This is a genomic window from Pseudomonas sp. Irchel s3h17, assembly GCF_900187505.1.
Lineage (GTDB): Bacteria > Pseudomonadota > Gammaproteobacteria > Pseudomonadales > Pseudomonadaceae > Aquipseudomonas.
Genome location: NZ_FYDL01000001.1, coordinates 395,279 through 418,993 on the forward strand (window position 1 = coordinate 395,279; position 23,715 = coordinate 418,993).

Below are 23,715 nucleotides of genomic sequence, written 5' to 3' on the forward strand. Positions count from 1 at the left end.
GTGAGCATGTCGAACACCGGCTTTTCCATGAATGACCTGCTGTTCCTCCTCGAGGGTGCCTGGGTCACGCTACAACTGACGTTCTGGTCGATCATCCTCGGCTCCTTCGCCGGGCTGCTGTTCGGTCTGCTGCGCGCCCTGTTGCCACGGGCCAGCCTGCCACTGGCCTGGGTGCTGGACGTGTTTCGCAGCGTGCCGCTGCTGATCCAGTTCGTGCTGTTCAACTCGCTCAAGAGCATCGTCGGCCTGGACATCAGTGCCTTCAGCGTTGGCTGCATTGTGCTGGGGGTCTACGCCGCCGCGTACTTCACCGAGATCGTGCGCAGCGGCGTGCTCTCGGTGCCGTTCACCCTGCGCCGGGCCAGCCGCTCGCTGGGGCTCAGCTACCTGCAGGACCTGCGCTGGATCGTCCTGCCGATGGCCACCCGCGTGGCCTTCCCCGGTTGGCTGAACCTGGTGCTCAGTGTGATGAAAGACACCGCGCTGGTGATGTGGATCGGCATCGTCGAACTGCTGCGCGCCTCGCAAACCATCGTGACCCGCATCCAGGAACCCCTGCTGGTGCTGTGCATCGCGGGCCTCATCTACTACGTCATGAGCCTGGTGGTCGCTCGCCTGGGCGCCCGTCTGGAAAGAAGGTGGCAAGAAAATGATTGAGATCGACAACGTACATAAATCCTTCGGTGACCTGGCAGTGGTCAAGGGTGTCAGCCTGACGGTGAACAAGGGCGAGGTAGTGTCGATCATCGGCGGCTCCGGCTCCGGCAAATCCACGCTGTTGATGTGCATCAACGGCCTGGAGCCGATCCAGAAAGGCAACATCCGCGTCGACGGCGTCGAGGTCCACCACAGCGCCACCGACCTCAACCGCCTGCGGCAGAAGATCGGCATCGTGTTCCAGCAATGGAACGCCTTTCCCCACCTCACAGTGCTGGAAAACGTGATGCTGGCGCCACGCAAGGTGCTCGGCAAAAGCAAGGCCGAGGCCGAGGAACTGGCGGTCCGGCAGCTGACCCACGTGGGCCTGGGCGACAAGCTCAAGACCTTCCCCGGCAAGCTCTCCGGCGGCCAGCAACAGCGCATGGCGATTGCCCGCGCCCTGGCCATGTCGCCGGACTACATGCTGTTCGACGAGGCCACCTCGGCCCTCGACCCGCAGTTGGTGGGCGAGGTGCTGGACACCATGCGCATGCTCGCCGAAGACGGCATGACCATGGTCCTGGTGACCCATGAAATCCGTTTCGCCCGCGACGTGTCCGACCGCGTGGCGTTCTTTCGCAACGGCCTGGTGCACGAGATCGGCTCGCCGGACCAGGTCATTGGCAATCCCTTGCACGCGGAAACCGCGGCGTTTCTCAAATCAGTGAAATAACCAATGGCCGACGCAAACCTCCTGTAGGAGCTGGCTTGCCAGCGATGGTCGTTAACGATGACGCGTGCAGTCTGAATAAACGCGTCGCTCTTGCGACCATCGCGAGCAAGCTCGCTCCCACAGGGTTGGGTGGTGTACACAAAATCGATGGCTGCCACAGATCAATGTGGGAGCGGGCTTGCCCGCGATGGGCCTCAACAGGTGATAGAAGGATTAAGCCATGCGTTCATCAAAAGTCATCCATGTAGTCAGCTGCCATGCTGAAGGCGAAGTCGGCGACGTGATCGTCGGCGGCGTTGCACCGCCACCCGGTGCCACGGTATGGGAACAGTCGCGCTGGATCGCCCAGGACCAGACCCTGCGCAACTTCGTACTCAACGAACCGCGCGGGGGGGTGTTTCGCCACGTCAACCTGCTGGTGCCGGCCAAAGACCCCAGGGCACAGATGGCCTGGATCATCATGGAGCCGGCCGATACCCCACCCATGTCCGGCTCCAACTCACTGTGCGTGGCCACCGTGCTGCTCGACAGCGGCATCCTGCCAATGACCGAACCGCAGACCCGGCTGGTGCTCGAAGCCCCCGGTGGCCTGATCGAGGTCGTGGCCGACTGCCGTGACGGCAAGGTCCAGCGGGTCGAAGTCAAGAACGTGCCCTCCTTCGCCGACCGCCTCAATGCGTGGATCGAAGTCGAAGGCCTGGGCTCATTGCAGGTCGACACCGCGTACGGCGGCGACAGTTTCGTGATCGCCGACGCCAAGGGCCTGGGCTTTGCCATCGCGCCGGACGAGGCGGCCGACCTGGTGGCGGTCGGGCTGAAAATCACCCGGGCAGCCAACGAGCAACTGGGCTTCGTCCATCCGCTGAACCCTGAGTGGTCGCACATCTCCTTCTGCCAGATCGCTGCCCCCATCGTGCATGAGAACGGCATCGCGACCGGGGCCAACGCGGTGGTGATTCAACCGGGCAAGATCGACCGCTCCCCCACCGGCACCGGCTGCTCGGCACGCATGGCGGTGATGCAGGCCAAGGGACTGATGCAGGTGGGCGAGCGCTTTATCGGCCGCTCGATCCTCGGCTCCGAGTTCCACTGCCGCATCGACTCGCTGACCGAAGTGGCCGGGCGCCCGGCGATATACCCGTGCATCTCCGGCCGCGCCTGGATCACCGGCACCCACCAGTTGCTGCTCGATCCCAGCGATCCGTGGCCACAAGGCTATCGCCTGTCCGACACTTGGCCCGGCGCCTGACGCCGAACCGGAGCTTCTGTGGCGAGGGAGCAAGCTCCCTCGCCACAGGAATCGGCGCAATCGGGAAATACCGTTCCCACCAGACCAATGGCTGAAAAAACCACTGATTGATTGAAAAAAGCACTAGCCGAGTATCGACATTTAAAATATCGTATACGAAATACAATAAACCAACCGGAGGCAACAATGAGCAAGCGCATTAACTGGAGTGGCGTCTTCCCCGCGGTGACCACTCAATTCAACGATGACTTCTCGATCAACCTGGAAAAAACCCACCAGGTGATTTCCAACGTGATCCGTGACGGCGTGTCGGGCCTGGTGGTGTGCGGTTCGGTGGGGGAAAACACCTCACTGACCGCCGAAGAAAAAATCGCCGTGACCGAAGTCGCGGTCGACGCTTCCCGGGGCCGGGTGCCGGTGATCTGCGGTGTCGCCGAGTTCACCAGCGTGCAGGCGGCCAAGGTCGCCAACGCGGTACGCCGGGTCGGCGTCGACGGTGTGATGCTGATGCCGGCGCTGGTCTACGGTTCCAAGCCGTTCGAGACCGCCGAGCACTACCGCTACGTGGCCAAGAATGCCGACGTGCCGCTGATGGTCTACAACAACCCACCGATCTATAAGAACGACGTCACCCCGGACATCCTGATTTCCCTGGCCGACTGCGACAACGTGGTGTGCTTCAAGGACTCCTCCGGCGACACCCGCCGTTTCATCGACGTGCGCAATGAAGTGGGTGATCGTTTCGTGCTGTTCGCGGGCCTCGACGACGTGGTGCTGGAAAGCATCGCCGTGGGCGCCGAAGGCTGGGTCTCGGGCATGTCCAACGTGTTCCCGAAAGAAGGTGAAACCATCTTCCGCCTGGCCAAGGCCGGTCGCTTCGCCGAAGCCATGCCGATCTACGAATGGCTGATGCCGATCCTGCACCTGGACGCCCGCGCCGACCTGGTGCAGTGCATCAAGCTGTGCGAAGCCATCGCCGGTCGTGGCAGCGCCCTGACCCGTCCGCCACGCCTGGCCCTGCCGGAAGCCGACCGGGTGTTCGTCGAGCGGATCATGGCCAAGGCCCTGGCCAACCGTCCGGAGTTGCCGGACGTCGGCCTCTGAGTGATTGCCGGGCCGGCCCTCACGGGCCAGCCCCGGCTACCTGTCTTTGCGCCCCTACAGGAAACGCCAGCATGTCCAATCCTCAACACACCCACAGCGCAACCACCCCTTCGGGACTCAAGCGTGTCGTGGCCGCCGCCATGGCCGGCACCGTCGCCGAATGGTATGAATTCTTCCTCTACGGCACCGCCTCCGCACTGGTCTTCGGCCAGCTGTTCTTTCGCCAGACCGACAGCCCGATCGACGGCATCATCGCCGCCTTCGCCCTCTACGCGGTCGGCTTTCTCGCCCGCCCGCTGGGCGGCCTGGTGTTTGGTCACTACGGTGACAAATTCGGCCGCAAGCGCCTGCTGCAACTGAGCCTGGTGGTGGTCGGCATCACCACCTTCCTGATGGGCTGCCTGCCCGGTTTCGACCAGATCGGTTATGCGGCGCCGCTGCTACTGGTACTGCTGCGGCTGATCCAGGGCTTCGCCTTCGGCGGTGAATGGGGCGGCGCGATCCTGCTGGTCTCCGAACACTGCCCGGACAATCGCCGGGGTTTCTGGGCCAGCTGGCCTCAAGCCGGGGTGCCGGCTGGCAACCTGGTGGCCACGGTCGCCCTGCTGCTGTTGTCCTCGAACCTGTCGGAAGAGCAATTCCTCGCCTGGGGCTGGCGCGTGGCGTTCTGGTTCTCGGCCGTGGTAGTGCTGATCGGCTACTGGATTCGCACCAGCGTCGACGACGCACCGATCTTCAAGGAAGCCCAGGCCCGCCAGGCGCAGACCCGGCACCAGCAACTGGGCGTGGTGGAAGTGCTGCGTCATCACTGGCGCGCGGTGCTGGTGGGGATCGGCGCACGGTTTGCCGAAAACATCCTGTACTACACCGTGGTGACCTTCTCGATCACCTACTTGAAGCTGGTGGTGCACAAGGACACCTCGGAGATTCTGCTGCTGATGTTCGGCGCGCACCTGCTGCACTTCTTCCTGATCCCGGTGATGGGCTACCTGTCCGACCTGGTCGGGCGCAAACCGGTGTACCTGACCGGCGCGGCTCTCACGGCCTTCTGGGGCTTCGTCGGCTTCCCGATGATGGACACCGGCAACAACTGGCTGATCATGGCCGCGATCACCCTGGGCCTGGCCATCGAGTCGATGACCTACGCGCCCTACTCGGCGCTGATGGCCGAAATGTTCCCGACCCACGTGCGCTATACCGCGTTGTCCCTGTGCTACCAGGTGGCGCCGATCTTCGCCGGCTCCCTGGCCCCGTTGATCGCCATCACCCTGCTCAACAAGTACCACAGCTCCACGCCGATCGCCTGGTACCTGGTCGGTGCCTCGGTGATTTCCCTTATCGCCGTCGGCCTGGCCCGGGAAACCCGGGGCAAGTCGCTGCATCAGGTGGATGCCGAGTCGGCGGCGCGGATCGCGGCGTTGGGTCAAGCCGCACCAGCGTCTACGCGCCGGGGTAGTGAGCTGGCGTGAACCTGATACCCGCCGATTGTTCTGGCGAACTTCAATCTTGTGGCGAGCGAGCTTGCTCGCGCTCGAGTGCATAGCACTCGCAAAAAATGGCTGTCAGTACATTTTTGCGACCGCTACGCGACCCCGCGCGCGCAAGCTCGCTCGCCACCATCAGCATTCCTTCAGGCTTGAATTGCATTTTCCAACAGGAGTTTTTTCGATGCCCGAGATCATCGGCCATAACTACATCGGCGGTGCGCGCAGTGCCGTCGGCCACATCACCTTGCACAGCCATGACGCCACCAGTGGCGAAGCCCTGCCCTACACCTTCACCCAGGCCACACTCGGGGAAGTGGACGCTGCCGCCCTGGCCGCCGCCGCGGCCTACCCGACCTTTCGCAACCTGCCAGCCAGTCGCCGAGCGGAGTTTCTCGAGGCCATTGCCAGCCAACTGGATGCCCTGGATGACGAATTCGTCGCCCTGGTCACCCGGGAAACCGCCTTGCCCACCGGCCGTATCCAGGGCGAGCGCGGGCGCACCAGCGGGCAAATGCGCCTGTTCGCCCAGGTGCTGCGCCGCGGCGATTTCTATGGGGCACGCATCGACCGGGCATTGCCCGCGCGTCAGCCGCTGCCTCGGGTCGACATCCGTCAGTACCGGATCGGCGTCGGTCCAGTGGCGGTGTTCGGCGCGAGCAATTTCCCCCTGGCGTTCTCCACCGCCGGTGGCGACACCGCAGCGGCGTTGGCCGCCGGTTGCCCGGTGGTGTTCAAGGCCCACAGCGGGCACATGGCGACGGCCGAGCGCGTGGCCAATGCGATCCTGCGCGCCGCCGAGCAAACCGACATGCCCAAGGGCGTGTTCAACATGATCTACGGGGCCGGCGTCGGTGAAGCACTGGTCAAGCATCCGGCGATCCAGGCCGTCGGCTTCACCGGTTCGCTCAAAGGTGGCCGCGCCCTCTGCGACATGGCCGCCGCCCGGCCACAGCCGATTCCGGTGTTCGCCGAAATGAGCAGCATCAACCCGGTGCTGGTGTTGCCCGAAGCCCTGCACCTGCGGGGCGAGAAAATCGCCAGCGAACTGGTGGCGTCGGTGGTCCAGGGCTGCGGTCAGTTCTGTACCAACCCGGGCCTGGTGATCGGCATGCACTCCCCTGCGTTCAGCGCGTTCGTTGAACACCTCGCCGCGCACATGGCCGAACAGCCGGGGCAAGTCATGCTCAACGCCGGTACATACCGTAGCTACAGCAACGGCGTGCAAGCGCTGCTCAGCCATCCGGGCATCCATCGCCTGGCCGGCCAGGATCAACCAGGCAATCACGCGCAACCGCAACTGTTCAAGGCCGACGCCAGCCTCTTGCTCAGGGGGGATCCACTGCTGCAGGAAGAAGTGTTCGGCCCCACGACCATCGTCGTCGAAGTCGCCGACAAGGCACAGTTGCGACAGGTACTGAACAGTTTGCACGGCCAACTCACCGCCACCCTGATCGGCGAAGCGCAGGACCTGCAGGAGCACGGCGAGTTACTGGCGCTGCTGGAGCAAAAAGTCGGCCGAGTACTGTTCAACGGTTATCCGACGGGGGTCGAGGTCTGCGATGCCATGGTCCATGGCGGGCCATACCCGGCCACCTCCGACGCCCGTGGTACCTCGGTCGGCAGCCTGGCCATCGAGCGTTTCCTGCGTCCGGTGTGCTACCAGAACTGCCCGGACGCCTTGCTGCCCGAAGCGCTCAAAGACGCCAACCCGCTGGGCATTGCCCGCCTGGTTGACGGCAACAGCCAGCGCGAAGCCCTGTAAAAAGGACGAACGCCCAACCCTGTGGGCGCCGGCTTGCCGGCGAATGCCGCGACGCGGTGTGTCTGGTACGTCGCCTTCGCCGGCAAGCCGGCTCCCACAGAGGTTCACGATCGTTCCCGCGGAGGTTGCGTACACTCAGGCCAGCAGCGCCTTCAGGTCGTGGTACAAGGCCTCGGGGATCTGCACCCCTTCCACCAGGCTGCGCGCTCGCGCTTGGTAACGCCGTTGCGACGGCAAGCGCGCGCCCTGCCCCTGGATACTTTCGAACAGGACTTCGGCCCGGGCCAGGTGGTGCTCGGTGGCCTCGCCGAGAAAACGCCGAGGGTCGAGGGCGATGATCAGCTCGCCATGGTACGGCGACGACTTGCTGCCGGCGTCATAGGCCAGCGATTCGGCGCTGGTCAGGTCACCGATCAATGGCCCGGCGATCAACTCCACCATCGCCGCCAGCGCCGAGCCCTTGTGCCCACCGAACGTGAGCATCGCGCCCGTATCCAGCACCACGTTGGCATCGGTGCTCGGCCGCCCCTGGGCATCCACGCCCCAGCCTTCGGGAATCGCCTTGCCGGCACGCCGGTGCAACTCGATGTCGCCCCGGGCAATGGCACTGGTGGCGAAATCGAAGACAAAGGGGTCCTGGCCCGCACGGGGCCAACCGAAGGCAATCGGGTTGGTGCCGAACACCGGCTGATTGCCACCGGCCGGCGCGACCCAGGCATGGCTGGGGTTGCAGGCCAGAGCCACCAGGCCGGCAGCGGTCAACTGCTCGATCTCCACCCACAAGGCGGAAAAATGCACGCACCGATTGATCGCCAGGGCGGCAATCCCGTTGGCCCGGGTTTTCTCCTGCAGCAAGGGCAAGCCGGCCTGGTACGCCAACTGGGAAAACCCGCCGGCGGCATCCACCCGCACGATCGACGGCGCCTGGTCGACGACCTGGGGCTGGGCATCGGCCACCACCTTGCCGGCCCGCAGGGAATTCACGCAGCCCAGGACCCGGTACAAACCGTGGGAGGCACAGCCATCGCGCTCACCGGCGATCACCGTGGCGGCCACCGCCTGGGCATGGGCCGCGTTAAAACCGTTGTGCAGCAGGATCGACTCGGCCAGCGCGCGGGCCTCGATCAGGGTCAGTCGGATCATAATCAACTCCTTGGACAGACCGTCCAGACTGGCCCATTGCAGGGTGTGAAGCTTGATCGCTTTAGGCAGGCTCGATGACGAATTCAGCACAACGAGCGTTGTATGACTGCCGTGCTCAGACCAGTAGATCGACGGTCTGCAGCATCCGTCGATACGGCGACTGTGCCTGGCCCATCTCAAAGTGAATGACGTCGATCAGGCACTCCAGGAACCGCTCGGCCGCCGGGCGCAGGGGTTGGCCGCTGCGGCTGATGGCCCCCACCGAGGCACTGCCGACCGGCTCGCGCAATGGCAAGGCGCACAAGCCCTCGCGCTGCGCGCAAATCTCCACCAGCGGCCAGGGGAAGATGCTCAACATGTCGGTCTCTCGCAGCAGGCTCAACAGCATCGACAGCGAATGGGCGAAATGCACATGCCCCTGGCGGGTGATCGTTTCGTCCTGCTGTGAGGCCAGGATCCAGTCGGCCGCGTCCAGCTCCGCCATGGCGTGACAGTCCGACAGCGGATGTTGCTGGCGGGCCACCACCGCACAATCGGCGGTGAACAAGGGTTGGCAGGTCAGGTCCGCGCTACGGCTATGGGTATCCAGCCGCCCGACGAACAGATCGATGCTGCCTTCGCGCAACCGCGGGCAGCCCACGGACGAAAGCCCTTCATGCAGTTCCAGTTGCACCTGGGGAAAGCGCTGGCGAAAACACACCACGGCCTTGGGCATCAGCGTCATCGCCAGCCACGGCGTCACCGCGACCGCCAGGCGCCCGGTGAGCTCGCCGTTGCCGTCAGCCAGCACTTGGCGGGCGCTGGCCATCTGCGCCACCAGCAACCGGGCCTCGACCAGCAATTTCTTGCCGACTTCGGTGAACACGATCCCGGAGGTGTGCCGGATCAGCAATTGCGTGGCGGTGTCGGCCTCGAGTTTCTGCAGGGCCTTGGTGACCGCGGCCGGTGAAGTGTCGAGCCGCCTGGCCGCGCCGCGAATACTGCCCGCATCGGCCACGGCCACCAGGGCGTTGAGTTGATAGAACTTCATAGTGTCCGCCACTGTTAACCCTGGGTTGCCTTGTTGACTTTCGGATGTCTATGGGCCGCTCACGTGGCCCTCTAAGCTCGGACCACAGAGCCCGGGCCTTGCACCGCTGCCAGGGACCGTAGCAGAAAACGCCCGCAAGGTTCGCCCAAACGCAGGCTGTCGTGAACCCTGGCACAGGTTGCGGTGCTGGCGACAGTCGGGTTGGGCCTCCCGATCATCAAGGAAAACGCTGCCCATGTCCGAGTCCATCACGCTGCTGCAAGAAATCGAGCACGAAATGCGCGAACTGCGCCACCGGATCCATGCCAACCCCGAACTGGGCTATCAGGAAGTCGAGACCAGCCAGCTGGTCGCCGAACGCTTGCTCAAGTGGGGCTATCAAGTGACCCGTGGCCTGGCTGAAACCGCCGTCATCGGCACCCTGAAGAAAGGCACCGGCACCCGGGTGATCGGCATCCGGGCGGACATGGACGCGTTGCCCATCCTGGAGAAGACCGGCCTGCCCTACGCCAGCCGGATACCGGGGAAAATGCACGCCTGTGGCCACGACGGGCACACGGTCATGCTGCTCGCCGCCGCCTACGCCCTGGCCCACGACCACCCGTTCGATGGCACTGTCCACCTGATTTTCCAGCCGGCCGAGGAAGGCCTGGCCGGCGCCCGCAGAATGATCCAGGAAGGCGTGCTGAAACAGTTCCCCTGCGATGCGGTGTTCGCCGCGCACAACATGCCGGGCTACCCCACCGGCAAACTCGGGTTCCGCGCCGGGCCGTTCATGGCCTCCGCCGACCAGGTCAATGTCACGATCCATGGCAAGGGCGGCCATGGCGCAATGCCCCACCTGACCGTCGACCCGGTGGTGGTCTGCGCCAGCATCATCATGGCCTTGCAGACCATCGTCTCGCGCAACGTGTCGCCGCAGGAAATGAGCGTGATCACCGTCGGGGCGGTCAACGCCGGCAAGGCTTCCAACGTGATTGCGGACAGCGCCCACATGCTGATTTCGGTACGGGCACTGGACAACACGGTCAGGGATCGCCTGGAGCACCAGATCAAGCAACTGATTCACGCCCAGGCCCAGGCATTCGGCGCGAGCGCCGAAATTGACTACAGTGCCGACTACCCGTTGCTGATCAACGATGCGCACATGACCCGGTTTGCCAGCCAGGTGGCCACCGACTGGCTGGGCCCGGACGAGGTCTTGAACGACATCGCGCCCTTCAATGGCAGTGAGGATTTCGCCTATTTCCTGCAGCAATGCCCGGGCTGCTACCTGATTATCGGCAACGGCGACGGTGAGAAGAGCTGTATGGCCCACGACCCTCGCTACGACTTCAACGACGAGATCCTGCTGCGCGGCGCTGGCTTCTGGGTCAAGTTGACCGAGGCCTTCTTACCGCTCAAGCCTTGAACCCAGACCTGCCAAACCGTGAAAAACCATAATAAAAGAGGTCATCATGCAGCCACGCAAACTCCCCTCTACCCTGATGTTGCTCGGGTTGATCTTCGCCCCGCTGTCCCAGGCGCAGCCGGTGATCAAGTTCGGCGTCGACCCCAGCTACCCGCCTTTCGAACAGAAGCAGCCCGACGGCTCGCTGAGCGGTTTTGATATCGACCTGGGCAATGCCCTGTGCGCCGAGTTGCAGGTCAAGTGCATCTGGGTCGAACAGACCTTCGACGGCATGATCCCGGGGTTGAAGGCGAAGAAATTCGACGCCATCCTGTCGGCCTTCAGCGCCACCGCGGCGCGGCGCCAGCAGGTCGATTTCAGCGACCGGATCTACACCGCCCCGTCCTCGCTCGTCGCCCGCAAGGACAGCGGCCTGCTGCCCACGGCCGAGTCCCTCAAGGGCAAGTCGGTGGGGGTGGTCCAGGGCACGCTGCATGAAAGCTTCGCCCGCTCGCACTGGGGCAACCAGGGGGTCAGCATCCTGACCTACCAGACCCAGGACCAGGTGTTTTCCGACCTGATCAACGGGCGCCTGGACGCCACGTTCCAGGCCTCGGTGCAGGCCGATGTCGGGCTGCTGCAAAAGCCCCAGGGCCAGGCCTTCGCCTTTGCAGGCGAGCCCATCACCGACAAGAGCATCATCGGCGACGGGGTGGCCATCGGTGTGCGCAAAAACGAGCCCGAACTCAAGGCGCAGTTGAACACCGCCCTGGCCAGCATTCGCCAGTCCGGCGAGTACGACCAGATCGCGAAGAAGTACTTCAACTTCGACATTTACGGTAAGTGAGGCCACGCCATGAACGAAATGATCCCATTCGGTGAGTCCGGTTTTGCCTGCCCCGTGAGCGATGAGGCGGTGCGTGCCTTTCAGGCCCATGGCGCGGTGTGCATCCGTAACGCGTTCACCCCACAGCAAATCAGCGAGTTGACCCAGGGTATCGAACGCAACCTTGCCCGTCCCAGCCCGCGCGCCAAAGTGGCCAGCAGTGCCTCGGACCCGGGCTGGTTTTTCGAGGATTTCTGCAACTGGCAGGACAACGCGCACTACCGCGACTTCATCTTCAATTCCGCCATCGCCCCCATCGCCGCCGCGTTGCTGGACAGCCAACAGGTGCGCCTGCATCACGACCACTTGCTGGTCAAGGAACCCAATACCCGCCAGCGCACGCCCTGGCACCAGGACCAGCCCTACTACAACATCAGTGGCTCGGACACCGTCAGTTTCTGGATTCCCGTCGACCCGGTGTCCAGGGAATCGACCCTGGAGTTCATCGCCGGCTCGCACAAGGGCCCCTGGCTGATGCCCCGCACCTTCATGGACAGCCAGGCCAAATGGTTTGCCGAGGGCACCCTGGACGAACTGCCGGACATCGAGAACCACCGCCAGGACTATCCCATCCTCGGCTGGGCACTGGAGCCGGGGGACATGGTGTGCTTCAACATGCTGACCTTGCACGCCTCCGCAGGCGTCGGCGGCCAGAACCGTCGTCGCGCGTTTTCGGTGCGGGTCATCGGCGACGACGTCAGGCATGCGCCCAGGGCCTGGGCCACTTCCCCCGACTTCCCCGGGCTACGGGAAAGCCTGGCGCCGGGCGCGCCCATGGAGCATGCGTTGTTTCCGACGTTGTCGCAGCACGGGCGTTGAATGCCGTCGGGCCTTGAGACCAGGGCCCGGCGATCGGCAATAGCCAGGGGCAGGCAGGGCTGTTGTGACGAGCGCATCTGCGCAGCCATGAGGTTGCGCGGGTTGACGCTACAGGTCCCGCGACATCAGCCACTGCTCTTTGCCCCATGCCTCGAATCGCTCCAGCACTTTCCAACCGCGCCGGGCGTAATAATCACGTTGGTCGTGGGTGTGCAAATACAGGGTCGCGATGCCGACTCCCCTGGCGTGCTCGCAGATACCTTCGATCAACTGCGCTGCGAGCCCCTTCCCTCGGGCTTGAGGGGTGATGAACACACAGGCCAGCCACGGGCCCAGCTCCGGCCGGTCAGGCAGATCGTCGCTGGCAAGTGCCGCACCGCCCAGCAGTTGCCCGCGATCCAGGACGATCAACGACTTCCAGCTGCCGTCACGCTGCCCATCAGCGAACTCACGTTGCCAATCGGGCAGAGACTGCCGTGCATACTCGTAGCTGAATTGCCGATACAGCCATTCGGCCATCGTGGCGCACTGATCCATGTGTTGGTCGAGCCAGTCCATATGCAACATGTGAAACGCTCCTTTTGCCTGGGTTTGCATGACGCGATGCAGGGCCATCGGACACCTCCAGGAAGGCCGCCCGCTGGCGCTGCAGACTAGTTGAAAACGCTGGGGACTGCCTGACGGCGGCGACAGGAGCCGGCCAGGCCTGGCGGAACACCACACGGCGTCGACGACGGATGCCCGTCGGGCAAAACCACTGCTAGGCTTTCCGTTAGCCCTGAGCATTTCCCTGTCGACTCGGGGCTGGCGGCAAATGGCGGGCGATTCCTGAAGTCCGTCGGCAACCTCGGGCAGTTGGCGGTTCGTTGATAAATATCAGAGGGGCTCCACCGGGGCTCCAGTACCCTCTTGGTGGCCATCGCCACGGGCGGGCGGCTCAACGATTGCGTCCGAAACGGATTCGAACCATCAGAACAACCAGCCACTGCCAGCCATTCCCCATGACCGGCGCCGCTTGCGAGGTAAGTCAATGCTCTACTGGATGCTGCTCTTCATCCCCGGTGCCATTCTTCTGGAGTTCCTGGCACCGCAGCAGCACCTGCTGGTCTTCCTGACCGCCGCGCTGGCCATCGTGCCGCTGGCCGGCTGGCTGGGCCGGGCCACCGAGCAGCTGGCGGAGCGCTCCGGCGAGGGCGTGGGCGGATTGCTCAATGCCACGTTCGGCAACGCCACCGAACTGATCATCGCCCTCAGCGCACTGCGCGCCGGCTTGCACGACGTGGTGCAGGCCTCCATCGTCGGCTCCATCATCGGCAATATCCTGCTGGTGCTGGGCGCCGCCATGCTCGCCGGAGGACTGGGGCACAAGGAACAGCAATACAATGCCTCCGCTGCCCGCTCCCAGGCGACCTTGCTGACCCTGGCCACCATTGCCCTGATTCTCAGTTCAGTGGTCGCCTCCCGTGTCCCTGACGTGCCCCAGGCGTTGAGCCTGTACATCTCCCTGGTCCTGTTGCTGGTGTACGGGTTGTTCCTGGTGTACTCGCTGGTCACCCACAAGAGCCTGTTTGCCGGGGAGCCCGTGGTGCGCGATGCGAGCATGCCACCCCTCTGGTCGATGAAAAAAGCGCTGCTGGTCCTGGCGGCAGCCACCCTGATGATCGCCTGGATCAGTGAGATCCTGGTGGCCGCCATCGAGCCGAGCGCCCATCAACTGGGCCTGAGCAACCTGTTCGTCGGGGTGTTCATTGTCGCGATACTCGGCAATGCGGCCGAGCATTTTTCCGCGATTTCCGCTGCCCGAAAAAATCGCATGGACCTCGCGCTGTCGATCTCCATCGGTTCCAGCATCCAGGTCGCCCTGTTCGTCGCCCCCGTCCTGGTCCTGGCCAGCTATGCTATCGGCACAACGCCCATGGACCTGGCCTTCCCCGGCGGCCTGGTGCTCAGCGTGCTGCTGGCGGTGCTGATCACCGGCCAGGTAGCGGCCGATGGGCGATCGGACTGGCTAAAGGGCGTACAGTTGTTGGCGGTGTACCTGATCCTCGGCCTGGCCTATTTCTTCATACCAGCGACTGCAAGCGCCTGAACCCTATCGACCCAAGGAAAACGTCGCCATGAGCGAAGTCCAGCCCTCCGAACCCGGGCCAGCAACGCCCCCTCTGAACCGTGGCCTGTCCGGCTGGCAACGCTGGCTGCCAGGGCTGCAATTGTTGCGCAGCTACCAGCCCGCCTGGCTGCCGAAAGACCTGATTGCCGGCCTGGTGCTGACCACCATGCTGATCCCGGTGGGCATCGCCTACGCCGAGGCCTCGGGGGTTCCGGGCATCTACGGCCTGTACGCGACGATCATTCCACTGCTGGCCTATGCCCTGTTCGGCCCCAGCCGCATCCTGGTACTGGGCCCCGACTCGGCGCTGGCGGCGATCATCATCGCCGTGGTCCTGCCGCTGTCCGCTGGCGATCCCATGCGCGCCATCGCGCTGGCCAGTGCCATGGCCCTGGTGTCGGGCCTGGTCTGCGTCGGTGCCGGGCTGCTGCGCCTGGGGTTCATCACCGAATTGCTGTCCAAGCCAATCCGCTACGGCTACATGAACGGCATCGCCTTCACCGTACTGATCAGCCAGACGCCCAAGTTGTTCGGCATCTCCATCGACAGCAGCGGCCCGCTGCGCGACATCCTGGCCCTGAGCAAGGCCCTGCTTGATGGCCAGGCCAACTGGACGGCCTTCGCCATTGGCATCGGCACGCTGGCGGTCATCCTCGTGCTCGCGCGCTTTGACCGTGTGCCCGGCATCCTCATTGCGGTGGTGGCCGCCACCCTGGTGGTCGGCGGCCTGAATCTGGACGCGGTCCATAACCTCAAGGTGTTGGGCCCCCTGCCCGAGGGCCTGCCCGGTTTCAGCCTGCCCTGGCTGACGTTGAACGACCTGGGTACCGTGCTGCTGGGCGGTTTCGCCGTGGCGCTGGTGTCCTTCGCCGACACCAGCGTGCTATCGCGCACCTACGCCGCGCGGACCCGCACCCACGTCGACCCGAATCAGGAAATGATCGGCCTGGGCGCCGCCAACCTGGCCGCGGGACTGTTCCAGGGCTTTCCCATCAGCAGCAGCTCCTCGCGCACCCCGGTGGCCGAGGCGGCCGGCTCCAAGACCCAGCTCACCGGCGTGTTCGGTGCCGTGGGCGTGTCGCTGTTGCTGCTGTTCGGCCCCAACCTGCTGCAGCACCTGCCCAACAGCGCCCTGGCCGCGGTAGTGATCGCCGCCGCCATCGGCCTGTTCGAGTTCAAGGACCTGCGACGCATCTACCGCATTCAGCGCTGGGAATTCTGGCTATCGGTCACCTGCTTCGTCGGCGTCGCCGTACTCGGCGCGGTACCGGGTATCGGCCTGGCGGTGGTGGTGGCGGTGATCGAATTCCTCTGGGATGGCTGGCGCCCGCATTTCGCCGTGCTTGGCCGCGTCGACGGGATTCGCGGTTATCACGACATCTCGCGCTACCCCCACGCCCGCCGCGCCCCCGGCCTGGTGTTGTTCCGCTGGGACGCACCGCTGTTCTTCGCCAATGCCGAACTGTTCCAGAACTGCGTGATGGAAGCCGTCGCCCAGTCCCCGACATCGGTGCGCCGGGTGGTGGTGGCCGCCGAACCGGTCACTAGCGTGGACGTGACCTCGGCGGACATGCTGGTGGAGCTGGAACAAGCCCTGCGCGCCAACGGTGTCGAACTGCGATTTGCCGAGATGAAAGACCCGGTCAAGGACAAGCTGCTACGCCTGGAAGTACTGGAGCACATCGGCAGCGAAGTGTTCCACCCGACGGTGGGTGCGGCGGTGGATGCGTACCTGGATGAGCATGAGGTGGATTGGACACCTTGAAGCGAGACCCGCCGGGACGCTGTTCAATCAATAACGACACGGCTCAGGCACAGGCGGTCGACGCAGGTACCTGACTGATGTCGCAGACATAGCGATCGCGCCCCTGTTGCTTGGCCTGGTACAGCAACTGGTCGGCGCGGATCAGCAACGCCTCAAGGCTGTCGCCGGCACCGCGCCATGCGCTGACACCCAGGCTGCACGTCACGCTAACGCAGTGCCCTTCATGGTTCAGAGGGGCCTTGCGCACTGTTTTCAGCAGACGCCCCGCCAGCAACCGGGCACCCTCCAGATCCGTGTCCGGCAGCAGGATGACAAACTCCTCGCCCCCCATGCGGGCAAGCACGTCGTGCTGGCGGATGATTCGCTCCAGCTGGCGCACGAAAAACTTCAACACCTGGTCACCACCATCATGGCCATAGGTATCGTTGACCCGCTTGAAATGGTCGATGTCCAGCTGCAACACGCTCAGCGGGCGACCGTCGCGGCTGGCGCGGGTCAGTTCCCGCTCGCCCAACACCATCAACGCACGCCGGTTGTAGGCACCGGTGAGAAAGTCTCGGGTGGCCGCCTGGTGATGCGCCACGCTGACATTAACCAGATGCACCAGCAGCAGACCGATCAACGGCAAACAGAGGAGAAACCCGGCCAGCAACATCAATGGAAAGCTATTGATCCGCACGAACAGCGCCAGGTAGCTCGAGATCAGCGGCTCACTGTAATAAATCAGTTGCAACTTGCCCTCGGGATCCACCAGGTGCCGGGTAAATCGTTCACCGTCCGTCGTCTCGGCCACCCCCTCGGCCCCCACGAGGGTGGCCGCGGAAGCAACCCCGGGGGGTACCAGTGCCTGCCACAGCTCGGCTGAGCCGGGCAGGTACTCGACCCTGCCTGAGTCCAGGCGCATATGGATGTCGAAATACAACACATGCTCATGCGCCTCGGTCATGGCGACGCGAATCACGATGCCATCGCGAAACGCACGCGCGAGGTCCGGGCGCGCGGGCAACTGCACGGGTGTCATTTCGGTCTGTGTCTGCTGGATCAAGGCAAAACCACCGTCGCAGGCGTAGCCGATGACTTGCCGGCTGACCATGCGGATCTTGCCTTCGTTCAAGCTGATGTGCGGCGTGCCCGGGGCTGACAGGCTGTCCGCCAGCGCACGAGGCACACTCAGCAGTTGCTGATCGAGCTCCCGCATGTTCCGGGCCAGGATCGTACTGACCAGCTCCCGCCGGGTTATTGACTCACTCGACAGGCAAGTGCCTGTCGGTGGGTCGGCCCATTGCAGGGCCTGATGTAACTCGTGGATGGAAATTTGCTTCATCAAGTAGGAAAAGCCCTGATTAGTGCGCTCCACCAGTGCCGCATGTTGCCCGGCGAGCAACAACTCACGCTGCAGTTGGTACTGATGCACAAGCCCCTGCAAGGCAACCAGGGACAGCACCGCCACCACTAACCAACAACCGATCCTGACGCTGCGCGCGTGTTCGACGACCCAATTCATGACTCCTGCTCCACTGCGGCACCTGGCACGCGTTGTCTTGCTCCACCGCTGATCTTGCGCAAGGCTGTAACGGCCGTGTCCAACTCGCTCGCATCAACATCGGCATAGCGATGGGCTCGCGGGGGGGTAGTCAGGACGCGGCGGCAAACGGGGCAGCCGCCAGTGACGGGCCGACCACGGCGCTGACAATGGCCTGCAGTAACGCATACCCCCGGGCATGGCCGCTGTGAATTGAGGCGCAGGTCCGCTGAAAATCGAAGCGCAAGGCTGAATACCTGTGAACGTGGCTGATAAGGCGACGTATCAATAGGCATTTGTTCACAAACGTGATGCTCGACCGTCAATGCGACAGCATGAAGGTGTCGTACTCCAGATCCTCCAGCACCCTCGAAAGCCGGTGCAGTCCCAGGAGCACACAGACCAGCAACGACAGCGTAAAGCCGTAGCCGAAGAAGCTGGGGCCAAGGTACTGGCTGAGCAGGGTCAACGCGGTATTCGACACCACGAACCAGACACACAACTGGAGAACGATCATGCGTTTGTCCAGGTAGAAGAAGACATTGAGCAAGGCCATGAACACCACCTGGAGACTCACGCCAATCAAGGCGATGTGAAACAGTGGCAGGTAGTAACTGGACAGCCCCAACCACTCGAGCAGACGCGGGGCGAACAGGAACGACAGCAACACCGTCACGCCCTGCACCTTGCAGATTTCCAGCAGGCCCTGGCGGATCGACAGGACCATCTCGGTTTTCAACTGGCCGATGTACTGCAGCGTTGCACCGTCCCGGATGGCTTGAAACAACCGTTCACACCACTCGGCGAAATCGGTTTCGATGCGCACCAGAAACACCGCCATGCCGGGAATGATCGCCAGGTAGGCGAGGAAGATCGGCAGGTCATAGATAAGCGAGGCGCGTAGCGGGCCGACCATTCCACTCGATGTACCGGGGTTGAGCCAGAACAGGAATTTGTCGACCCAGATCCCCAGGTTGTAACAGAAGCCGGTGGCGAGCAGGCTGACAAACACCTGGCGGCGGTCGAGGAAGTCGAAGGCAATCAGTTTCTCGGCCTGGTATTCGCGCAAGATGTCGTAGAGATACAGGAACAGCAACGCGCTGTGACCGATCAACAGGGCCAGCAGCAAACCCGGCAGCTGCAGGAAGCTCAGCGCGTAGGCACTCGCCACCATCAGCGAATAGCCCACCAGCATCACCAGCAGGATCCGGTTGTAAGCCTTCATGCCGGACAGAAAGATAATCACCAGCCACAGATTGCACAGGACGACGAAGTTCGCCAGCACCAGCACGCGAAAAATCAGCGGCTCGTCGAACAGCAGGCCCAGCACCATGATCCCCAGCAACCCGGCACCAAGGGTGACCATCAGTAAAATCCCCAACAGATTCGGCAATATCCGCTCGTGCTGGTGTTCGTAAAGTAGGTCGGAAACGAAACGGGTAAAAAACAGCTGCAGGCCACCGGTCAGGATCAACGAACTGGCCATCAGGTAGGTCACGGTCACCAGGAACTGGCCAACCAGCACATCGGGCAGCAACAAGCCGAGACTGATACTGCCGACCAGCATCACGCTGACAATCGACAGCACCCAAGGGCCGGAACTGATCAATCCGGCATACAGGTAGGCATGCAGGGTCGCCGTGTAGGAGTCGCGCGAGAGAATCCTGCGCAGTTCAAAGCCTATTCCAGCCATTCAACAGGTCCCCATGGCGGCATGATAAAGATCACGATAGCGGCGCAGCATCAAGGCCTGGCTGTAGTAACGGTTAACCCGCAACAGGCCGCTGGTCTGCGCGTCTTGCCAGCGCTGCGGGTTTCTCAGCAGACCAAGGATCGCCGTCGACGTGGCCTGAGGGTCGGCAATGGCCACCACCGTCCCGCCACATCCGAGGTCGCGGTCCTCGGCGCTGCCGCCTTCGATCAACTCGCGACAGGACCCCACGTCGCTGCTGACCACCGGCGTTCCGGCGGCCCAGGCTTCCAGAATCACCAGCGGCTGGGCCTCGCTGATGGAGGTCAGGACCATCAGGCCCAACTGCGGCAGGATGTCCTGGATGCGTTGGAAACCGAGGAACCGCACCTTGCCTTCCAGCCCCAGGCTCGCCGTCAGGCTGTGGCACTCACTGGCGTATTCCGGATCCTCTTCTTCGGGCCCGACGATCCAGCCTTCGACCTGGGGCATGACACTGATCACACCCCGCATGGCTCGCAGGAAGGTCTTGACGTCCTTGATCGGCACCACACGACCAATCAAGCCAACCACGGGGGCAATACCGGGCGGGCGGGTGTCGAAGGCGGCCGTCCATTGCGGCAGGTCAATGCCGTTGGGAATCACCTGGGTGCGGGCCGGGTCGGCACCGTCCTGGATCTGCCGTTGGCGATTGCCGTCGTACAGCGCCACGATCGTGTCGGCACTGTGGTAGGTCAGTTGGCCGATGCGCTCGAAGAAGCGGATCCAGAGCTCACGGAGGTAACCCGTGCCGGCGTCCAGGCTGCCATTGAGGGCATGCTCGGGACTCTCGGCGAGCCAACTGGCCTGGGCCAGGTCGATTTTGCGCTCCTTGGTATAGATACCGTGCTCGCTGAGCAGATAGCCACAACCCCAGCGTTTCTTGAGCATGCAGCCCAGTATCCCGGCATAACCGGTGGAGATGGCGTGCAGCACCCGTGCCGGCGGCATTCTCCGCGAGGCTTCGGCGAGCATCAGCAATGGCGACTGCATGGAACGCAAGGTCCAGAAATAATTGACGAACGACGGGGCGCTGCAGTGCTGCCGATACCCGCTGCTGAGCACTGCCCAGCTGGCACGGCTGCGCAACACGTCATCCAGCGTCAAGTGCCCTTGGACCATGAGGTCGAGCAAGCGCTCGCCCAGCTCCGGGGCCGGCGTGTCCGGGTGGTGCAAAAAGCGATACAGGTCGGACAGTTGTTGCTCGCAGGCCTTGCGCGGCAATGCCCTGGCGCTGGTGGGCCGGGTTGCATCCTCGAGAAAGACTTCCTCGATGTGCAGAACATTCGACGGAATCTCATAGCGTCGGCTCGCATAGGCCGAACGCTGTCCGCCAATGAACATCACCGAGAACGTCAGGTCGGGCAGACCGAGAATCATCTGGTGGATCCAGCTGGACACGCCTCCGCGGACATAGGGCCAGGTACCTTCAAGCAACAGACAGATGTCAACACGCGGCCCATCGTCTTTGCGGTTCATGTCCAGCTCCTCACCAGGGCGGCGAATGGCGGTCGCTGCTGCATGTCCACTGGCAGGCGGGTCAACAGCCCGGGCACCTCATGGTAACGACCGGCCACGAAGGCCAGCTCCGCGCGATACGGCAACACGTGGGCCTCGTCTATGCCGCTCTCCTGGGCCAGGCTCAACAATGTGTCGGCGCGTTCGACATCGCCACGCTCCAGGGCAATCCGCCCGGCCAGCAGGAACAGCTCACCGCCCTCCCCAGCCAGCAGTCCTTGTTCGGCATGCTCACTGGCCTGATTGAGGACGTGCTCCAGCACACTGCCCTGGGCCAGCCCAAGATAGGCCAGCTCCCAGTACCAGCGCGCCAATGTGGCATGCAGTGCGCCTGCCGCTTGTGCGGTGGCCGCGGGCACTTGCGCGAGGGCGGTTTGTATCCGCAGGTTGATGTCGCTCTCCAGCGTGTCGAGCATCGAGTACGCCAGCAACCGCACGTCATCGCTTGGATCACCCAATGCCAGCTTGAGGATAGGCACCGCTTCCCGGCCGGCCATGCGTCGGGTCGCCAGCAGACCGGCCGAACGCTGTTCTGGCCGCGGCGCATGCCGCAACACATCCTGCAACCCTCCCCCGGCAAAGCTCGACAGACCCGTGTTGACCTGGGCCAGGAGCGGCAGCTTGGGGATGGTGACGGATTGCCAGGTCTGTTTGTCGCGTTGGCGCGACACGTGCAGCGTCGGGAAAATCGCCATGACCCCCAAGGTGCCAAACACAGGCACAAAGAACGCCAGGCTGAAGATCAACAGCGGACTCCAGGGCAGCGGCGAACGATAGCGCACCGGCAACGACCGCCACACCGCCGCACACAGCAGTGCACAGGCAAGGCCATGAACCGGAATGAAGACCAGCCACTGTTGCCACTCGGGCGCAGCCGACCACAAACGGCTCCAGCTTCCCGCTTCCAGCACCAGGGCAGCGCTAAACATCCACTTGCTGATCATTCAAACCACACTCGTCGAATAGAAAATGACGTAACCCGGTGCAATCGCCGACAGGCTCCAGGTTGTAGGCCAGGACCTGTACCCCCAGGCTGGCCAGGTCGCTCTCGACACCAAACTCCTCATGCAACAACACACCAATGCGTGTGAAATACCCGGTGGCACCTGTCCTGTCAGTCAAGGGCAGCAGCATCAGCAGCACCGGGTTGCCACGACCATTACGCACCAGCAACTGCACGTCGAGACCTCGCTGGTGACGCTCCAGCAGACGCACCAGCCGGTCATTGGCGCGGGTCATTTCCAGGCCGAACAGACACGCATTGAGCCCATGTTGCTGGTTATCCGAAAGGCAACGCTTGAGCTGCCGGCTGAAGTGGTGGGCATCGGCATCCACCGATTGCAGCACGTGCCGATCACCGTGCAGCAAGTCGGCGATGTGTCCGGCCAGTAGCGCCAGAAGGCTCAGGGTCCGCTCCTGAAAGGCAAAGAACGGCATCTGCCGGATCGCCAGGACCGCCAGCAAATGGCCTTCGGCATCGATCAGCGGCACACAGGCCTGCAGCGAGTAGATCTGCGCCAGGCCGCCGGAATCGATCAATTCCTGGCGTACGCTGATCAGTTCGCCGCGCTCCAGGCAAAGCCTGATCAAGCCGTCATCGGTGTCCAGGTTCTCCATGGCCCCGATGGTGGCCAGTGCTTCTGGCTGAACCGTTGTCCGTTGCTCATCCACTCGATACAGCCCGGCCACTCGCAGTGAGCCGTATTGGCCCAGCAACGCCAGGATCGGTCCGGCCAGGAGCGTCAACGCATCGCCTTCGCCGGGCATGACCCGTAGCTTTTCCCGTAAGCCGAGCAACGCGCTGCGCAGGCTCTGATCACTGCCCGCCACGCGCTGCTCCAGCAAATCATGGGACACCCGAAGAATCTGGTGAGCGCAGGTGAACTCGTCCAGACGCGACCGGCTGTAGTCGTTGGCCCTCTGCAGGCGCTGCAAACGTTGCTGCCACAGATCGTGCACCTCCCCCACCAACATGCCGCACAGCAACAGGCCAACGATGTACGACGGCTCGATCTGTGCGTAGGCGGCGAGCCCGGCAGAGCGCAGGATGAACAGCGTCATCACCAGCAGCGCGGCACTCGACAAGCCCCGGGCAAAACCGTAACGCACACCGGCCAACAACGGTGCAAATACCGGCCAGGGGAAGGCGGCATGCATCTGCAGCGGGTCTTCCGGTACCAGCCACAGCCCCAGGCCAATGACCAGTCCCGTGACGACCAGGGTTTCCAGCCAGGACACCGGGCCTCTGGCGCGGGGCGCCAGGCTGTAATCCATGTAGGGAGATTTCATCGCAATCACTCGAACCGAAGGGCGTCAACCAGCGGTTCGATCACCTGCTGTGCCGTGCCGGCAAGGCTTTCACGGGACCAGCCCGCCCGCGCCCCGCTTTTGCTCCAGAGCACACGGCCACTGCGGACGTCCATCACACGCAGGCTGACACCCACCGCCGGTTCGCCATCCAGACCGCTTTTGTACTGCCACTCCTCGACACTGCCCGTGATCACGTAGTCGAGCTGCTCGGCGCGCGCCCAGTCCAGGGCGCCGGCCAGGCGTTCGTTGTCATCCATCAGGGCCTGCTCACCTTGAGTGCTGAGCGGGTAGACGCGTGGCTGCAGTCCATGGCGGCTGATCGCACTGAGCAGGATCTGCTCGCTGCGCTCACCGGCTTGTGGTGTCTGCGAATAGTTGACCATGGGCAGAATGCCCCACTGTGCATGACGCGGCAGGTTCGGGCCGGCGTCACCGGTAAAGCGGGTGCAGCTGGCGATCAGCAAGACCGCCAGGCCCAGACTCAGATTACGGATCAATTGCATCGCTTGATGTTCCTCT

General features: G+C 63.6%; 20 protein-coding genes. 11 read left to right on the plus strand and 9 right to left on the minus strand.

The features are described 5' to 3' along the window. Nucleotides 1–6 precede the first annotated feature (6 nt). The 6 genes from CKW25_RS01805 to CKW25_RS01835 all read left to right on the plus strand — a co-directional run bounded on the left by CKW25_RS01805 (nt 7) and on the right by CKW25_RS01835 (nt 6,974). A complete protein-coding gene (locus CKW25_RS01805; RefSeq protein ID WP_095077300.1) occupies nt 7–657 on the plus strand; it encodes an amino acid ABC transporter permease in 651 nt (216 codons plus the stop codon). Beyond that, nucleotides 650–1,372, plus strand: a complete 723-nt coding sequence (locus CKW25_RS01810) for an amino acid ABC transporter ATP-binding protein (RefSeq protein WP_095077301.1) — start codon at nt 650–652, stop codon at nt 1,370–1,372. The genes CKW25_RS01805 and CKW25_RS01810 overlap by 8 nt, the downstream gene beginning before the upstream one ends. Before the next feature lie 220 nt (nt 1,373–1,592). Then, nucleotides 1,593–2,621: a proline racemase family protein gene (locus tag CKW25_RS01820; RefSeq protein WP_095077303.1), complete on the plus strand. Its 1,029-nt coding sequence runs from the start codon at nt 1,593–1,595 to the stop codon at nt 2,619–2,621. A 186-nt stretch (nt 2,622–2,807) separates the two neighbouring features. Next, nucleotides 2,808–3,725: a dihydrodipicolinate synthase family protein gene (locus CKW25_RS01825; protein ID WP_095077304.1), complete on the plus strand. Its 918-nt coding sequence runs from the start codon at nt 2,808–2,810 to the stop codon at nt 3,723–3,725. A gap of 71 nt (nt 3,726–3,796) precedes the next feature. Continuing rightward, nucleotides 3,797–5,194 carry a fosfomycin efflux MFS transporter AbaF gene (gene abaF / locus CKW25_RS01830; protein ID WP_095077305.1) on the plus strand — a complete coding sequence of 466 codons (1,398 nt, stop codon included), beginning with the start codon at nt 3,797–3,799 and terminating at the stop codon, nt 5,192–5,194. Between the two features lie 199 nt (nt 5,195–5,393). Then, nucleotides 5,394–6,974 (plus strand): aldehyde dehydrogenase (NADP(+)), encoded by a 1,581-nt coding sequence (locus CKW25_RS01835; RefSeq protein WP_095077306.1) that lies wholly within the window; start codon nt 5,394–5,396, stop codon nt 6,972–6,974. Between the two features lie 135 nt (nt 6,975–7,109). On the opposite strand, the gene CKW25_RS01840 is transcribed toward CKW25_RS01835, so the two are convergent. Beyond that, entirely contained in the window at nt 7,110–8,117 is a 1,008-nt protein-coding gene (locus CKW25_RS01840; protein ID WP_095077307.1) for an Ldh family oxidoreductase, read from the minus strand. Between the two features lie 115 nt (nt 8,118–8,232). Further along, nucleotides 8,233–9,147, minus strand: a complete 915-nt coding sequence (locus tag CKW25_RS01845) for a LysR family transcriptional regulator (protein WP_095077308.1) — start codon at nt 9,145–9,147, stop codon at nt 8,233–8,235. 235 nt (nt 9,148–9,382) lie between these two features. On the opposite strand from CKW25_RS01845, the gene CKW25_RS01850 reads away from it, so the two are divergent. The 3 genes from CKW25_RS01850 to CKW25_RS01860 are packed head-to-tail and all read left to right on the plus strand — an operon-like array spanning nt 9,383 to nt 12,242. Beyond that, complete coding sequence (locus tag CKW25_RS01850; protein WP_095077309.1) at nt 9,383–10,558, plus strand: M20 aminoacylase family protein; 1,176 nt, start codon at nt 9,383–9,385, stop codon at nt 10,556–10,558. Nucleotides 10,559–10,604: 46 nt separating this feature from the next. Continuing rightward, the gene (locus CKW25_RS01855) at nt 10,605–11,384 is read left to right on the plus strand and encodes an ABC transporter substrate-binding protein (RefSeq protein WP_095077310.1); all 780 of its coding nucleotides are present in this window, start codon (nt 10,605–10,607) and stop codon (nt 11,382–11,384) included. 9 nt (nt 11,385–11,393) lie between these two features. Further along, a complete protein-coding gene (locus CKW25_RS01860) occupies nt 11,394–12,242 on the plus strand; it encodes a phytanoyl-CoA dioxygenase family protein (RefSeq protein ID WP_095077311.1) in 849 nt (282 codons plus the stop codon). Between the two features lie 108 nt (nt 12,243–12,350). Here the strand turns inward: CKW25_RS01860 and CKW25_RS01865 are convergent, their stop codons facing one another. Next, a complete protein-coding gene (locus CKW25_RS01865) occupies nt 12,351–12,809 on the minus strand; it encodes a GNAT family N-acetyltransferase (protein WP_095077377.1) in 459 nt (152 codons plus the stop codon). A gap of 463 nt (nt 12,810–13,272) precedes the next feature. Between CKW25_RS01865 and cax the strand changes: the two genes are divergently transcribed. Continuing rightward, complete coding sequence (gene cax, locus CKW25_RS01870) at nt 13,273–14,331, plus strand: calcium/proton exchanger (RefSeq protein ID WP_095077312.1); 1,059 nt, start codon at nt 13,273–13,275, stop codon at nt 14,329–14,331. A 28-nt stretch (nt 14,332–14,359) separates the two neighbouring features. Continuing rightward, entirely contained in the window at nt 14,360–16,117 is a 1,758-nt protein-coding gene (locus CKW25_RS01875; protein WP_095077313.1) for a SulP family inorganic anion transporter, read from the plus strand. Nucleotides 16,118–16,160: 43 nt separating this feature from the next. Here the strand turns inward: CKW25_RS01875 and CKW25_RS01880 are convergent, their stop codons facing one another. The 6 genes from CKW25_RS01880 to CKW25_RS01905 form a co-directional block, all read right to left on the minus strand. Beyond that, nucleotides 16,161–17,621 (minus strand): diguanylate cyclase, encoded by a 1,461-nt coding sequence (locus CKW25_RS01880; RefSeq protein ID WP_095077314.1) that lies wholly within the window; start codon nt 17,619–17,621, stop codon nt 16,161–16,163. A gap of 340 nt (nt 17,622–17,961) precedes the next feature. After that, the gene (gene pelG / locus CKW25_RS01885; RefSeq protein WP_095077315.1) at nt 17,962–19,332 is read right to left on the minus strand and encodes an exopolysaccharide Pel transporter PelG; all 1,371 of its coding nucleotides are present in this window, start codon (nt 19,330–19,332) and stop codon (nt 17,962–17,964) included. Further along, the gene (pelF, locus tag CKW25_RS01890) at nt 19,333–20,847 is read right to left on the minus strand and encodes a GT4 family glycosyltransferase PelF (RefSeq protein WP_095077316.1); all 1,515 of its coding nucleotides are present in this window, start codon (nt 20,845–20,847) and stop codon (nt 19,333–19,335) included. Continuing rightward, a complete protein-coding gene (locus tag CKW25_RS01895; protein WP_095077317.1) occupies nt 20,844–21,830 on the minus strand; it encodes a transporter in 987 nt (328 codons plus the stop codon). Before CKW25_RS01895 ends, pelF begins: the two co-directional genes overlap by 4 nt. Next, nucleotides 21,808–23,175: a PelD GGDEF domain-containing protein gene (locus tag CKW25_RS01900; protein ID WP_256577904.1), complete on the minus strand. Its 1,368-nt coding sequence runs from the start codon at nt 23,173–23,175 to the stop codon at nt 21,808–21,810. The genes CKW25_RS01895 and CKW25_RS01900 overlap by 23 nt, the downstream gene beginning before the upstream one ends. A 5-nt stretch (nt 23,176–23,180) precedes the next feature. Then, complete coding sequence (locus tag CKW25_RS01905) at nt 23,181–23,699, minus strand: penicillin-binding protein activator LpoB (protein ID WP_095077319.1); 519 nt, start codon at nt 23,697–23,699, stop codon at nt 23,181–23,183. Nucleotides 23,700–23,715: the final 16 nt, after the last annotated feature.